This window comes from Methylobacterium variabile (assembly GCF_001043975.1).
GTDB lineage: Bacteria > Pseudomonadota > Alphaproteobacteria > Rhizobiales > Beijerinckiaceae > Methylobacterium > Methylobacterium variabile.
This window is the reverse complement of the sequence record NZ_LABY01000012.1, coordinates 29585-43042: the sequence shown is the minus strand read 5'-3', so window position 1 is coordinate 43042 and position 13458 is coordinate 29585. Positions and strand designations below refer to the sequence as shown.

The window sequence follows — 13458 nt, the reverse complement described above, 5'->3', positions numbered from 1 at the left end:
GCCGGCGCGCCGGCCGGTCTGGAGGGCCATGGCGATTCCTCTTACGCGTCGAGGACATGCCGGGTTCCGCGGACCCGGCTGCTCCCGGTTGTCGCCGAGGCGCCGAATGCCCGCAAGACGCCGCGGCGGGCTGCCCACGGTTTTCACCGTACCCTTGTCCCCGGTGCCGCAGTACCCGACATGGCTTGTGCGGCCCTGACCGGCCGCGACTGGCGAGGGCAGGACGATGACGACCGATCGCGGCGACGAGCGGATGGAACTTCTGATGAAGGTCGAGGGCATGACCTGCCAGGGCTGCGTCGCCGCGGTGACGAAGGCGATCCAGCGCCTCGATCCGGGGGCCCAGGTGAGCGTGGACCTCGAAACCGGCCGGCTCTCCGCCGTCACCGCCGCCCAGGCCCTCGAGGTGGCCCAGGCCCTCGGCCGCGCCGGCTACGACGCCGAGGCCATGACCGGGTGACGTGACCGGGTGAGGTGACGGCCGCGGCCGGGCGGTCGCGGGACCCGGCCGTGGACAGGGATCCCGGCCGAGGCGCGCTCTAACGTTCGTTTAAGCCCCCTCTGCGAGGGTTCCGGTGTTCGCAGTGTAGGGGCGCCGGGGCCGCGAGGTTCCCCGCGCTGGCGTGGCGGTGTGCGTATCAACAGTGCCTTTGCGTCCCTGATCGATGCCCGGCTGGCGGGCCTCGTCCACGACTCCGCCGCGGGCGACCCGGCCGAGCGGGCCCGTCACGAGCGGTTCCTGATCTCCCGGCTCGCCACCGGCGCCGTGCTGATGGCGATGCTGCCGCCCTACCTCCTCTGGCGCGGCGTGCCGACGCTGGTCGAGGCAGCGGCGGCGGCCTGCCTGGTGCTTCCTGTCGTCGCGGCCCTGCTGCTCGCGCGCACCGGCAACCTCACCCTCGCCCACGGCCTGTCCTCGGCGGCCCTCACCGGGCTGATCGTCTGCCTGGCGAGCCTGACCGGTGGGCCGACCTCGGCGGCCAGCATCTGGCTGGTGATGATCCCGGTCGAGGCGCTGCTCGCCGGCTCGCACCGGTCCGCCCTGGTGGCGGCGGCCTTCGCGATGCTGGGGGCGGTGACGGTCGCGCTCATCGAGCCCGCCGCCGCCGGCTTCAGCTTCTTCTCCTGGCCGGCGGCCCTGGCGATGCCGGTCTTCGCCATCACGGCGATCTGCCACGTGCTGGCGCTCTCCCTCGAGCATCGCCGCCGGGAGGGCCGCTGGAGCGACCGGCTCCACGCCGCCTCCCTGCGGGATGCCCTGCTCCTCGACGCGATCGACGACCTCGTGACCTGGCACGACCGCAACGGCAGCGTGCTGCAGGCGAGCCCGGCCGCGCAGTCGCTCGCCGGCACGGCGCCGGACGCCCTGGAGGGCCGCGGCCTGTTCAACCGCGTCCACGTCTCGGACCGGCCCGCCTTCCTGACCGCGCTCAGCGACGCGGCCGGCCAGGCCCACCCGGTGACGGTGCAGTTCCGCCTCCACGCCGCCGGGGAGGCGGGCGAGCCCGGCCGGGTGATCTGGGCCGAGATGCGGGCCCACCGGGTGCCGGGAGCCGCGGTGCCGGCGGCGGCCGGCGAGGCCGCCGTGGTGGCGGTGACCCGCGACGTCTCGGAGCACCGCCGCCGGGCCGAGGAGCTCGACCAGGCCCGGGCGGCGGCGGAGCGCGCCGACGAGGTCAAGAGCCGGTTCCTCGCCACCGTGAGCCACGAGCTGCGCACGCCGCTCAACGCCATCATCGGCTTCTCGGAGATGCTGGAGGCCGAATCGACCCTGGCGCTCGGGCCGGAGCGGCGGCGGGAATATGCCGGCATCATCCACGCTTCGGGCCAGCACCTCCTCGAGGTGGTGAACGCGCTCCTCGACATGTCGCGGATCCAGAGCGGCAACTTCGACTACGTGCCCGAGCCGTTCGACCTCGCCGGGCTCGCCCGCGGCTGCTGCGACCTGATGCAGATCCGCGCCGACCAGGGCGGCGTGAGCCTGCGGCGCGCCATCGCCGCCGACCTGCCGGAGGTCACGGCCGACCCCCGGGCCTGCCGGCAGATGCTGATCAACCTCCTGTCGAACGCCGTGAAGTTCACGCCCCGGGGCGGCGAGGTGGTGCTGTCGGTGCGCCGGGTGTTCGACCGGGTCGAGATGGCGGTGGTCGATACCGGCATCGGCATCGCCGAGGCCGACCTGCCGCGCCTCGGCGATCCCTTCTTCCAGGCCGGTGTCGGCGCGGGCGCCGCCTATGGCCGCCCGCACGAGGGCACCGGCCTCGGGCTCTCGGTGGTGCGCGGCCTCGTCGGGCTGCACCACGGCGAGCTCTCCGTCGAGAGCAGCCCGTCGCACGGGACGCGGGTGGTGGTGACCCTGCCGCTCGACTGCCGCGGCGGCCGCGCGGTTCCCGGCGGGCCGGTGCCGATCCGCACCGGCGCCCTTGTCGGGGCCTTCGCGGTCGAGGCGCCCACCACGATGCGGTTGACCGGCTGAGCCCCGCCGTCAGACGAGAAGGAGACGCGATGTCCGAGGCGCCAGCCCGGCGACATGATCCCGACGTGGCGTTGACCGCGGAGGCGCGGCTGGCGCCGCGGCCGCGGCCGGCCCCGCGCGCGCCGCGCGCGTCCCGGACCGCCGCCCCGCGGCCCGCCGGCGCCCTCGATCGCCTGCGGGTCCGGGCCGACCGGCTGATGCGGCACCCGGTCGGCATCGTCGGCGGCCTCCTCGCCCTCGGGGCGGTGGCGGCGGTGGCGGCGAACGCCCTGAGCTTCCAGACCGGCCGCCACCCGGCCCCGCTCTTCGCCAAGGCGCCGCCGCGGCCGGAGCCCGCCGGGGGCGCCGCGCCGTCGACGACGGCCCGCGCCGAGGCGTCACGGGCCCAGGGTCAGGACACGCCGCGCGCGCCCAAGGAGGATGCGCCGCGGGTTCCGAAACCCGACGGGATCGGCGCGCTGATCCAGGACGGCGACCACGCCACCGCCTCGGTCGGCCCGAAGGCAGTCCCGGCCAGGCAGGCGGCCTCAACGGCCGCCAAGCCGGCTTCGGGCGGGACGGCGGCCGCGAAGGCGCCGCCGGCCAGGGACGGAGCGGTCAAGGAATCCGGCAAGGCCGCGCCCGCTCACGCGGCGGCGCCCGTCCGCGAGGCGAGGGCGGCGGAGCCCGCCCGGGCCGCGGCCCTCCATGCCGGCGCGGCCGCATCCGGCGGCACGCCCGACAAGGCGGTCGCCTTCGCCCAGCGCGCCCTGGTGAAGCTCGGCTACGGCCCGCTTGCCGTGGACGGGATCGCCGGCCCGAGCACCCGCGCGGCGCTGGCGCGCTTCGAGCGCGAGCGCCGGCTGCCGGGCGCCAGCGTGGCGCGCCGGACCCTTCAGGAACTCGAGGCGCGATCGGGCCTGAAGCCCGAGTGAGGCGGGGGTTTCCCCGCCGCGCCTTCAGAACCCGACGCTGTCCACCACCTTGCGGAAGCGCGGCAGCATCGCGTCGCGGTCGGGAGCGCGGACCACGCCGACGGCGCGGAAGTAGCCGTCGGGTTGGAAGCGGATGGTCTGCGACACCACCACCGGGGTGCCCGAGGGCACGTCGGTGGCCCGCGCCACGATCTCGTGCCAGTCGGCGCCGTTCTGGCGGAAGCCCTGCGAGCGCTCGATCACGAAGTCCTTCATGGTCTGGTTCGAGTACAACGCGGCCCGCGCGAAGGCGTCGCGCTGCTCGGCCGAGGGCGCGGGCTGCACCGCCTCGGCCAGGACCAGGATCGGCTGCTCAAGGTTCATCATCTGGTCCTTCGGCCCGTCGGTGTAGAGCACCGAGTTGCCGCCGAGCACCCGCACCGGGCGGAAGCCCGCGGTCTCGGTGACCCGGAACGGCAGGGCCGCCACCTGCTGGTCGAGGGTCAGGGCCGGGCGCACCCGCACGCTGGTCAGCATGCCGCGCATCGCCTCGTCCGTCTCGGCGCCCGGCAGGGTCTGGCCGATGATGATGCCGGTCACGGTCGGGTCGGAGACGAGGAAGACCCACTTGTGCAGGGCCGGCGTGCCGGGGGGCTGCTCGATCGGCTGCTCGCCGGTGAACAAGATGCCCTCGCGGCCGTCGGCGAGCTTCAGCTCCTCGCGGCTCTTCACGATCAGGCCCTGGCTCTTCAGGTTCTCGTCCGTGAAGTTGGCGGTCAGGTCGCGGTAGGCCTGGGGCGGCAGCTCGACCACCGAGACCGTGGCGCCGCCGCTCTGGCGCTCGAACCCGGTGAAGCGGCGCGACACCACCATCTCCTTCGCCGGCTCGAAGCCGAAGCGCGAGCCCGGCGGATAGATCGGGTCGGCCGCGAGGGCCCCCGCGGGAAAGCCGGCGAGGCAGGACAGGAGCGCCAGGGCGCGCAGCGACAGGGGACTCGTCGACATGAGACTCGTCTCTGGGTTCGGCTGACGCCGCCCGGAACGGGCGGCGCGCGGGGGCTGCGCGGATGGGTCGGCCGCCCGCGCCGGTCTGTCAAGCGCGGCAGAACGCCGAGACGCGTCGCAGGGTCAGGTTGAGGCGCCCGCCCGCCGGCACGGCCTCGGGGAGGGCCGACGCCGCGGGCCCGAGGAGGTCGGGCGTCGCGCTCAGGATGCGGTCGACGCCGTGGAAGATCAGGCGCGACGGCCCGCCGATCACCAGGGCGTCGCCGGAGGCGAGGCGCACGGAGCGGGTCGGGGCGCCGCGCTCGAGGCCGCCGTACCGGAACAGGGCGGTGGCGCCGAGGGACAAGGAGAGCACCGGGGCGGCGAACTCCGCCTCGTCCCGGTCCTGGTGCAGCCCCATCCGGGTACCGGGTGAGTAGAGGTTGACGAGGCAGGCCTCGGGCTCGGCCGGGCAGCCGGCGAGCGCGTCCCAGGCCCGCCTCACCGCCGCCGGCATCGCCGGCCAGGGCCGGCCGGTCTCCGGGTGCGTCGCCTGGTAGCGGTAGCCCGCCCGGTCCGAGACCCAGCCGAGGGGACCGCAATTCGTCATCCGGACCGAGAACGGCTTGCCGGTGCGGGGCATTGCCGGCGTGAAGGGTGGGGCCTCGCGCAGCACGCAAGCGAGATCGGCGGCGAGCGCGGCCTGGGCGTCGGCGTCGAGGTAGCCCGGGTGATGGATCAGGCCGGGGGCGAGTTCGATCACGGGTCGGCATCTCCGTGGGGGATCTCACGCCCTAGCCGATTTCCGGGTGAGCCGGCAGGCCCGCCGTGATAGGGCCCGACCCATGACCACCCGCACCGCCACCCTGATCGGCTCCGGCGCCATTCTGCTCTGGTCGCTGCTCGCCCTGTTCACCGCCGCCTCCGGCGCGGTGCCGCCGTTCCAGCTCGCCGCGATGACGTTCCTGGTCGGCGGCCTCCTCGGCTGCGCCAGCTGGATCGTCCGGCCCTCCGGCCTCGCCGCCCTGCGCCAGCCCCCCGCGGTGTGGGCCCTCGGCATCGTCGGGTTGTTCGGCTACCACGCGCTCTACTTCGCGGCCCTGCGCCTCGCGCCGCCGGCGGAGGCCGGGCTCATCAGCTATCTCTGGCCGCTGCTGATCGTGCTCTTCTCCGCCCTGCTGCCGGGGGAAGGGGGCCTGCGCGCCGCGCACCTCGCCGGCGCCCTCCTCGGCCTCGCCGGGGTGGTGGCGCTCTTCCTCGGCCGCGGCTCGCTCAGCTTCGAGGCCGCCGCCCTGCCGGGCTACGCCGCGGCGGCGACGTGCGCCTTCCTGTGGTCGGGCTACTCGGTGCTGTCGCGCCGGGTCGGCGCGGTGCCGACGGACGCCGTGGCGGGCTTCTGCCTCGCCACCGCGGCGCTCAGCCTGGTCTGCCACCTCGCCTTCGAGCGCACGGTCTGGCCGGAGGGCGCAGGCCAGTGGGCGGCGGTCGCCGCACTCGGCCTCGGGCCGGTCGGGGCGGCGTTCTACCTCTGGGACATCGGCGTAAAGCGCGGCGACATCCGCCTCCTCGGCGTCGGCTCCTACGCCGCCCCGGTGCTCTCGACCCTGATCCTCGTCGCCGCCGGCTACGCGCCGGCGACCTGGTCGCTGGCGCTGGCCTGCGGGCTCATCGTGGCCGGAGCGCTGGTGGCGACGCGGGCCGGCAGGGGCCGGGAGGCGGTGGCGGAGGGCGGGCGTTAGCGGGATCCGGCGGCAGGGGCCGATCAAGGCCGTCCTGCGAGACACGGCTCCCGGATTCTTCCGGACGTGTGCGGCGCGTCGGGAGTGTCTGGTTGCGCGCGTCGTCTGCACGCGCGGTGCCGAGGGGCATGGAGCGAGACGGGCGCAGATCGCCGGAGTGAGTGCACATGGCAGGGCACCGGGACAAGCTTGCCGGTCTCGACTGTCAGATTGCCGAAGCTGTCGCCGAGCGCGAGGATCTCATCCTGCGCATCCCGGGCCTGCCGCCCCGTATCCCCGAGAAGGCAGACGCCGCCGCGCGCCACCGCAATACGCTCAACGAGCCGGCCAGGTCTGCTGTCCAGCCAGTCAGCCCTCTGCGAAGGCCTGCCTTGCCTGTTCGGGATGATCGGCTCAACATCTCGGTCAAAAAATGTAGCTTGGATGACGTAGAGCAACCAAGAGTTGGGTTTGTCATTAGCGTTCGCATTTTGCTAAAAATTTGATCATCACTCAGCAGATTAACGAAAACAACATCATTTGTATTTAGATGATTTTCCATGTAATTATAAAAATCTAACGGAGGTTTTGCCATGAATCTTAAAATCAAGCACGTGTTGACCGGTCTCGTATGTAGCCTCACCTTTGCTATCCTTATTCAGGGAATAATGGGCCTCGCACAGCTTCGATCCGTCAACGACAACGCGCTCGACCTTGCGAAAAATTGGTTGCCGAGTGTCCGTGAACTCGGTGAGCTCAAGTATAAGATCACACGTCTGCGCCTCGTCGATGCGCGCTTCGTCACTGCCATCGAACCGGTAAGCGATCTGGCCAAGCTCTCGGATCGGCGGCTGGGAGAGGCCGAAGCGATCGCAACCCGCTACGAGCCTCTGATCAGCAGCGCGGAAGAGCGGGCCCTCTGGGTCTCGTACAAGCAGCAGTGGAGTGACTATCTCGGATACCGCGCGAGGCTGATAGCGGCAGCACAGGCGAAGGATACGAGCGCCCTCAACGATCTCTTCCAGATATCGCGCAAGCCCTACGAGGCAGCCCTGAATCTCCTCGACCAGGACACGGCCTTGAACGTGACGGGCAGCGAGCGGGCCATCACGGCGACGGACCAGACTTACGGGCGAGCCATCTGGCTCACGTCACTTCTCTGCGGCATCGCGCTGGCCGGCGGCATCTGCGCCGTCATCTACGTGATCTTCGGTGTCACACGCCCCATCGATCGCCTGATCCGGCGGATGCGTGATCTCGCCGCTGGCGACACCCAAGCTCAGGTTCCCTTCGCGACGCGGACCAACGAGATCGGTGCGATCGCCGTTGCCGTCGAGGCGTCGCGGGCTAATCTGATCCGCACCCGCCAGCTCGAGGACGAGACAGCGCTGGCGCGCGCCTCGGCTGAGGACCAGCGCAAGGCCGGCATGCGCAAGATGGCCGATGACTTTGAGGCAGCGGTGGGCGGCATCATCGGCATGGTGTCCTCCTCCGCCACCGAGTTGCAGGCCACGGCTCAGCAAATGACTGCCACTGCGACCGAAACAGCCTCCCAGTCCACGACCGTTGCCGCGGCGGCCGAGGAGGCCGCCTCGAACGTGGAGACCGTGGCAGCCGCTGCGGAGGAACTCGGGACTTCGGTGCAGGAGATCGGCCGTCAGGTGCAGGGTTCGACCGGGTTGGCGCAGAGCGCAGTCAGCGAGGCCGACCAGACCGCCCACTTGGTGCAGATGATGCGGTCGGCCTCGGCCAAGATCGGAACCATGGTCGGGCTCATCTCCAACATCGCAAGCCAGACCAACCTGCTGGCGCTCAACGCGACGATCGAGGCGGCGCGCGCTGGCCAGGCAGGCCGCGGTTTCGCGGTGGTGGCCGCCGAGGTCAAGGAACTGGCCAATCAGACGGCCAAGGCCACCGAGGAGATCGCCGGCCAGATCGGCGAGATTCAGGGTGTAACAGATCAGGCGGTGACGGCGATCGGCGCGATCACGGCTCGCATTCGTGAGATCGACACGGTGGCAGCGAGCATCGCTGCGGCGGTCGAGGAGCAGGGCGCCGCCACACAGGAGATTGTGCGCAACGTCGCCCAGGCCTCAGCCGGCACGGGCGAGGTGACGAGCAACATCGCGGGTGTGGCACAGGCCTCGGAACAAACCGGTGCCGCAGCGGCTCAAGTCCTCGCGTCCGCCTCCGAGCTGTCGCGGCAGTCCGATTATCTCTCGGCCGAGGTGCAGCGCTTTCTCTCCACCGTACGCGCCGCCTGAGGCCGTGAGACACGGCTAAGAGAAACTCGTCGGGTTGTCCAACGAATGGCGGACAGGGGCCTTGTTTTGAACTAATCCGGGTCAGCAAACTCTACTGCCAGGCATCGGATAGCTGATCCGACGGCTCAGTGCGAAGGTTCCGAAGTAGCGCTCCGTCAACCGGCCCGAGGCCCGGGCCGGTCATGGCCGAAATCTATGCCCGCGGCGTCGGCCGCCAGTCCGGCGGCGCCATCTCGAAGCCCTCGAACCGGAAGCCCGGTGCCACGGTGCAGCTCACCAGGGTCCAGGCGCCGAGGCTGGTGGCGGTCTGCCAGTGGCCGGCCGGCACCACGATCTGCGGCCGGTGGCCCCGCGCGAGGTCGGGGCCGAGGTGGCGCGCCTCGGCGTCGTGGCCGTTGGGGCTGGTGGTGATGACCAGCGGCGCCCCGGCATGCCAGAGCCAGATCTCCGTCGCGTCGACCCGGTGCCACTCCGACGTCTCGCCGACGTCGAGCAGGTAGTAGATCGCCGTCGAGGCGGAGCGCCCGTCGATCTCACGGGGGTCCCGGAAGGTCTCGCGGTAATGCCCGCCCTCCGGGTGAGGCTTGAGGTCGAGCAGGCGCACGACCTCGGTGGCGGTGAGGTTTTGGGCTGTGAGGCTTTGCATCGGCGTCAGAACCGGTTCTTCCACTCGCGCAACGCGACGAACACCGCCGCCGGATCGGCGCCCGGCTCCATCCCGACCGCCCGCGCCAGCGCCGGCTGATCGGCCCGCAGGAACGGATTGGTGGCCTTCTCCTCGCCCAGGGTAGTGGGCACCAGGAAGCGCCCCTCCGCCTTGGCCGTCTCGGCGAGCGCTGCCCGGTCCTTCAGGTTCCGGTTCTCCGGCTCGGCGGCCAGCGCGAAGCGGGCGTTCGACAAAACGTAGTCGTGGCCCGAGTAGATCACGGTCTCGTCGGCCAGGGGAAGGAAGCGCGAGAGCGAGCGCCACAGCACCTGGGGCGGGCCCTCCAGCACCCGGCCGCAGCCGAGGGTGAACAGCGTGTCGCCGGCGAACGCGATGCCCGCCTCCTCGAACCAGTAGGTGACGTGGTCGTCGCAGTGGCCGGGCGTCTCCCACACGGCGGCGGCGAGCGAGCCCACCGTCACGACGTCGCCCTCGCGCACGGTGGCGTCGACCTGCGGCACCGCGGCACCGGCCCGGGCCGGCGCCGTCACCCGCGCCCCGGTGCGGGCCTTCACCTCCGGGATGCCCTCGACGTGGTCGCCGTGGCGATGGGTGACCAGGATATCGGTGAGGCGCCAGCCGGTCTCGTCGAGGGCGCGCAGCACCGCGGCCGCCTCCGGCACGTCGATCGCCGCGCAGGCCCCGGTCTCGGGATCGCGCATCAGCACGCCGATATTGTCGCTCCGGCACAGGAAGGTGCGGATCTCGGGACGGATCTCCGGCATGGCGGCGCCTCTCGGGTCAAATCTCACGGGGGGAGAGATAGGGCGCGCGTCCGGCCGCGCGACCGGGTTCGGGCGAATAGCGGGGAGCGCGCGGGGCCTTGCGGGTTGACGCCTTGCCGCGCTTCGCGCCACTCCCCATTGATGGCCCCGACCGCATACCGCGCCGCACGTCCCGAGAACCGATGAGCCTCGACGTCACCGACCTGCGCGCCTTCTACGCCAGCCCCCTGGGCACGGTGGCGCAGCGGCTCGTCGGCCGCACGGTCCACCGCATGCTCGGCTCGGTCTCGGGCCTGCGGGTGATGGGGCTCGGCTACGCGGTGCCGTATCTCGGGCCGGTCCGTCACGCCGCCGAGCGGACGCTCGCCTTCATGCCGGCGACGCAGGGGGTCGTGAACTGGCCCGGCTCCGGCCGCTCGGCCTCGGCCCTCGTCGATCCCACCATGATGCCGCTGCCCGACGCGGCCCTCGACCGGGTGCTGCTGATCCACGCCATCGAGGCCGTCGAGAGTCCGGCCGAGCTGCTGCAGGAGGTCTGGCGCGTCCTCACCCCGGGCGGCCGGCTGATCGTGGCGGTGCCGAACCGCCGCGGCCTGTGGGCGCGGCGGGACGCCACGCCCTTCGGCCACGGCCAGCCCTACAGCCGCTCCCAGCTCGGCCGCCTGATGCGCGAGACGCTCTTCTCGCCCGAGGACTGGGCCGAGACTCTGTACGTGCCGCCGGTCGAAGGCTGGCTCACCCTGCGCACCGCGAGCGCCTGGGAGCGGGTCGGCACCGGATTGTCACTGCCCTTCGCCGGCCTGCACGTGGTCGAGGCGACGAAGCAGCTCTACCGCCCGGTCACCGTCCAGGCCCGCCGGGCGGCGCGCCTCGGTGCCCGGGTGCTGGTGCCGGCGCCGGTGCCCGCCCCCGTGCCGGGGAGCGCCTGATGCCGTTCCCGGGCGCGGAAGCCGCGCTCCAGAGCTTCCTCCTCGCCTTCTCGGCCCTGTTCTCCATCGTCAACCCGCCCGGTGCGGCGCTGATCTTCGCCCAGGTCACCGCGGGTCGCAGCCACGCCGAGCGCACCTGGCTCGCCGGCCGGATCGGCGTCTACGCGGCGGCCGTGATGCTGGTCTCGCTCTGGGTCGGGGCCTCGGTGCTGAGCTTCTTCGGCATCTCGCTCGCGGCCCTGCGCATCGCCGGCGGCCTCGTGGTGGCGGCCCAGGCCTGGAACCTCCTCGCCGCGCCCGAGCAGCGCGAGGCCCGCAAGGCCGCCCAGGCCGAGCCGGCGCAGGGGACGGAGGGCGACCCGGAGCCCGCCGCCCTGGCGGAGGTCGCCTTCTTCCCCCTGACCCTGCCCTTCACCACCGGCCCCGGCACCATCGCGGTGGCGATCGCCCTCGGCGCCGGCCGGCCGGAGGCGGGCGCCGACCGCGTCGCCTACCTCGCCGGCGCCTCGGCGGCCTCCCTCGTCATCGCCCTCCTGGTGCTCCTCGCCTACGCCTCGGCCGACCGGCTGGTGGAGCGGCTCGGCCACGCCCGGGCCCGGGTGCTGGGGCGGCTCGCCGCCTTCCTGCTCCTCTGCGTCGGCACCCAGATCACCCTGACGGGGGTCGTCGACGTGCTCGGCCCGCTCATCGCGAGCGCCAGGCCAGGGTCCGCCCCGTGAGCGCCATCTGGGCGTGGACCGCCCGGACGATCCGGGCGTTCGCCGCGTAGTGGATCATGTGGCCCTGGTCGGGCAGCAGGGTCAGGGTGCTGCCGGCGACCTCCTCGTGCAGGCGGCAGGACTGCTCGCGGGGATCGACGACGGCGTCGGCGTCGCCCGAGAGGATCGCCACCGGCAGGCGCAGGGACGGGTAGTGCCCCTGGAGCAGGGCGACGGCGGCGTTCATGCTCGCGGTGTCCTCGGCGCTCGCCCGCGCCTGGGTCGGGCTCAAGGAGAGCGCCACTGGGAACCGCGCCGTGAACCGCGCCGGCACCGGCTGCGGCTTGAACACGTGGCGAAACACCTGCGGCGCCATCATCTGCCCGACGGCGTCCGGCAGCATCGCCCGGGCGGCGTCGCCGAGGCCCGGCACGGCGAGGGGCGCGATCAGCCTCACGTCCGCCCGCCGGCCCGGATAGTAATAGCCTGAGAGCAGCACCAGACCGCGCAGGTCCGCGACCTCGTGGATCGCCAGGGCCAGGGAGACGATCGTGCCCCAGGAATGGCCGACGACCACCGGCCGCTCGACGTTGAGGGCTTTGAGCGCGTGCCCGATCAGCCGCGCCTGGGCCTGGGCGGTCCAGACCCAGTGCCGCGGCCGCTCGGTATGGCCGAAGCCCGGCCGGTCGATCGCGACGACGCGGTAGGTCTTGGCGAGCTGGTCCACCAGCCCGCAGATCACGAAGTCCTCCGCCATGGTGCCGTTGCCGTGGATCAGCACCACCGGCCGGCCCTTGCCGCGGGCGATGTAGTGGATCCGGACGCCGTCGACCTCGACGAAGCGCCCCGCCGGCTTGTGCGCCGGCTCGTCCTTCTTCAGCGCCTGCGCGCCCTGCCGCATCAGCGCGCCGGTCTGGCGGGCCGCGGCCGCGTTCGCCTTGGCGGTGGCGCGCAGGATCCGGACGGCGCCGGTGGCGGCGCGGCGGGTGGCGCGTCCTGGAACGAACCGAAAGGCCATGGGAGATCTCCCGCCCGATGCTGCACTGCAAAACAAGATGGCGCGTCCGCGGTCCCGCGCCTATCCCCAACTCCGGGCCGAGGCCTGCCGCAGGAGCAGTCCTGCCCCGGCAGTCCCGCCTTGGCAGCACCGCCCCGCCCCTGTAGGACGCGCGGGCAGGCGACTCCGACCGGTCGCCGGCGCCAATATGCCGGGACGCCGCCATGCGACGGCGCGATGGCAGGATTGAGGAGCTGACCCATGCGTCTCGTCGTCGTCGGCGCCTCCGGGCGCATGGGGCGGATGCTGATCCAGGCCGTGGCCGGGGCGGAGGGTTGCACCCTGGCGGGCGCGATCGAGCGCGAGGGCTCAGCCGCGCTCGGCGAGGACGCGGGCGTCCTCGCCGGCCTGTCCCCCCTCGGCGTCGCGGTCACGGACGATCCGCTGCCGGCCTTCGCCGATGCCGACGGCGTCCTCGATTTCACGGCGCCCGCCGCCACGGTGTTCTACGCCGAGCTCGCCGCCCAGGCCCGCATCGTCCACGTGGTCGGCACCACCGGCCTCTCGCCGGACGACTTCGCGAAGCTGAAGGCGGCCGCCTTCCACGCCCGCATCGTGCAGTCGGGCAACATGTCGCTCGGCGTCAACCTGCTCGCCGGCCTGGTGCGCAAGGTCGCGGCGACGCTCGGCGACGAGTACGACATCGAGATCCTGGAGATGCACCACCGCCACAAGGTGGATGCCCCTTCCGGCACCGCGCTCCTCCTCGGCGAGGCCGCGGCGGAAGGCCGGGGCGTGGCCCTCGCCGAGCGCAAGGTTGCGGTGCGCGACGGCCATACCGGCCCGCGCGAGCCCGGCGGCATCGGCTTCGCCACCCTGCGGGGCGGCAGCGTCGTCGGCGAGCACAGCGTGATCTTCGCCGGCGCCGGCGAGCGGATCGCGCTCACCCATCTGGCGAGCGACCGCGGCCTCTTCGCCGCCGGCGCCGTCAAGGCCGCCCTCTGGGCGCAATCCCGCGAACCGGGCCTCTACGGCATGGACGACGTGCTGGGCCTCTGACCTCCCCCC

Annotated in this window: 14 protein-coding genes; 9 read left to right on the top strand and 5 right to left on the bottom strand. The window is 72.7% G+C overall.

The annotated features are described in order from the left end of the window. Positions 1-226: 226 nt before the first annotated feature. The 3 genes from VQ02_RS02005 to VQ02_RS01995 all read left to right on the top strand — a co-directional run bounded on the left by VQ02_RS02005 (position 227) and on the right by VQ02_RS01995 (position 3390). Positions 227-460 (top strand): heavy-metal-associated domain-containing protein, encoded by a 234-nt coding sequence (locus VQ02_RS02005; protein WP_048442481.1) that lies wholly within the window; start codon positions 227-229, stop codon positions 458-460. Between the two features lie 171 nt (positions 461-631). Continuing rightward, positions 632-2476 carry a sensor histidine kinase gene (locus VQ02_RS02000; protein ID WP_048442480.1) on the top strand — a complete coding sequence of 615 codons (1845 nt, stop codon included), beginning with the start codon at positions 632-634 and terminating at the stop codon, positions 2474-2476. 29 nt (positions 2477-2505) lie between these two features. Beyond that, positions 2506-3390, top strand: coding sequence for a peptidoglycan-binding protein (locus VQ02_RS01995; RefSeq protein ID WP_048442479.1), 885 nt, complete (start codon positions 2506-2508; stop codon positions 3388-3390). A 24-nt stretch (positions 3391-3414) separates the two neighbouring features. Here the strand turns inward: VQ02_RS01995 and VQ02_RS01990 are convergent, their stop codons facing one another. Both VQ02_RS01990 and VQ02_RS01985 read right to left on the bottom strand, forming a co-directional pair. Next, a complete protein-coding gene (locus VQ02_RS01990; protein WP_048442478.1) occupies positions 3415-4374 on the bottom strand; it encodes a hypothetical protein in 960 nt (319 codons plus the stop codon). 88 nt (positions 4375-4462) lie between these two features. Continuing rightward, positions 4463-5116, bottom strand: coding sequence for an alpha-ketoglutarate-dependent dioxygenase AlkB (locus tag VQ02_RS01985; RefSeq protein ID WP_048442477.1), 654 nt, complete (start codon positions 5114-5116; stop codon positions 4463-4465). 82 nt (positions 5117-5198) lie between these two features. On the opposite strand from VQ02_RS01985, the gene yddG reads away from it, so the two are divergent. From yddG to VQ02_RS01975, 3 genes are all read left to right on the top strand, one after another. Next, positions 5199-6092 (top strand): aromatic amino acid exporter YddG, encoded by an 894-nt coding sequence (yddG, locus tag VQ02_RS01980; RefSeq protein WP_048442476.1) that lies wholly within the window; start codon positions 5199-5201, stop codon positions 6090-6092. Positions 6093-6259: 167 nt separating this feature from the next. Continuing rightward, positions 6260-6577 carry a hypothetical protein gene (locus tag VQ02_RS36660; RefSeq protein ID WP_157080456.1) on the top strand — a complete coding sequence of 106 codons (318 nt, stop codon included), beginning with the start codon at positions 6260-6262 and terminating at the stop codon, positions 6575-6577. Positions 6578-6664: 87 nt separating this feature from the next. Beyond that, complete coding sequence (locus VQ02_RS01975) at positions 6665-8335, top strand: methyl-accepting chemotaxis protein (protein ID WP_048442475.1); 1671 nt, start codon at positions 6665-6667, stop codon at positions 8333-8335. 193 nt (positions 8336-8528) lie between these two features. Here the strand turns inward: VQ02_RS01975 and VQ02_RS01970 are convergent, their stop codons facing one another. Further along, positions 8529-8981 carry a cupin domain-containing protein gene (locus VQ02_RS01970; RefSeq protein WP_048442474.1) on the bottom strand — a complete coding sequence of 151 codons (453 nt, stop codon included), beginning with the start codon at positions 8979-8981 and terminating at the stop codon, positions 8529-8531. A 5-nt stretch (positions 8982-8986) separates the two neighbouring features. Continuing rightward, positions 8987-9766 (bottom strand): hydroxyacylglutathione hydrolase, encoded by a 780-nt coding sequence (gene gloB, locus VQ02_RS01965; RefSeq protein ID WP_048442473.1) that lies wholly within the window; start codon positions 9764-9766, stop codon positions 8987-8989. 182 nt (positions 9767-9948) lie between these two features. Between gloB and VQ02_RS01960 the strand changes: the two genes are divergently transcribed. Continuing rightward, on the top strand, positions 9949-10695 hold the full coding sequence (locus VQ02_RS01960; protein WP_048442472.1) for a class I SAM-dependent methyltransferase: 747 nt from the start codon (positions 9949-9951) through the stop codon (positions 10693-10695). Beyond that, positions 10692-11414 (top strand): MarC family protein, encoded by a 723-nt coding sequence (locus tag VQ02_RS01955; RefSeq protein ID WP_048442483.1) that lies wholly within the window; start codon positions 10692-10694, stop codon positions 11412-11414. The genes VQ02_RS01960 and VQ02_RS01955 overlap by 4 nt, the downstream gene beginning before the upstream one ends. Here the strand turns inward: VQ02_RS01955 and VQ02_RS01950 are convergent. Continuing rightward, positions 11380-12411 carry an alpha/beta fold hydrolase gene (locus VQ02_RS01950; RefSeq protein ID WP_048442471.1) on the bottom strand — a complete coding sequence of 344 codons (1032 nt, stop codon included), beginning with the start codon at positions 12409-12411 and terminating at the stop codon, positions 11380-11382. The genes VQ02_RS01955 and VQ02_RS01950 overlap by 35 nt on opposite strands. Positions 12412-12651: 240 nt before the next feature. Between VQ02_RS01950 and dapB the strand changes: the two genes are divergently transcribed. Further along, entirely contained in the window at positions 12652-13449 is a 798-nt protein-coding gene (dapB, locus tag VQ02_RS01945; protein WP_048442470.1) for a 4-hydroxy-tetrahydrodipicolinate reductase, read from the top strand. Positions 13450-13458: the final 9 nt, after the last annotated feature.

Coding starts and splice junctions, on each gene's coding strand:
- VQ02_RS02005 (WP_048442481.1), top strand. CDS start 227: ATGACGACCGATCGCGGCGACGAGCGGATGGAACTTCTGATGAAGGTC.
- VQ02_RS01995 (WP_048442479.1), top strand. CDS start 2,506: ATGTCCGAGGCGCCAGCCCGGCGACATGATCCCGACGTGGCGTTGACC.
- VQ02_RS01990 (WP_048442478.1), bottom strand. CDS start 4,374: ATGTCGACGAGTCCCCTGTCGCTGCGCGCCCTGGCGCTCCTGTCCTGC.
- yddG (WP_048442476.1), top strand. CDS start 5,199: ATGACCACCCGCACCGCCACCCTGATCGGCTCCGGCGCCATTCTGCTC.
- VQ02_RS36660 (WP_157080456.1), top strand. CDS start 6,260: ATGGCAGGGCACCGGGACAAGCTTGCCGGTCTCGACTGTCAGATTGCC.
- VQ02_RS01975 (WP_048442475.1), top strand. CDS start 6,665: ATGAATCTTAAAATCAAGCACGTGTTGACCGGTCTCGTATGTAGCCTC.
- VQ02_RS01970 (WP_048442474.1), bottom strand. CDS start 8,981: ATGCAAAGCCTCACAGCCCAAAACCTCACCGCCACCGAGGTCGTGCGC.
- gloB (WP_048442473.1), bottom strand. CDS start 9,766: ATGCCGGAGATCCGTCCCGAGATCCGCACCTTCCTGTGCCGGAGCGAC.
- VQ02_RS01960 (WP_048442472.1), top strand. CDS start 9,949: ATGAGCCTCGACGTCACCGACCTGCGCGCCTTCTACGCCAGCCCCCTG.
- VQ02_RS01950 (WP_048442471.1), bottom strand. CDS start 12,411: ATGGCCTTTCGGTTCGTTCCAGGACGCGCCACCCGCCGCGCCGCCACC.
- dapB (WP_048442470.1), top strand. CDS start 12,652: ATGCGTCTCGTCGTCGTCGGCGCCTCCGGGCGCATGGGGCGGATGCTG.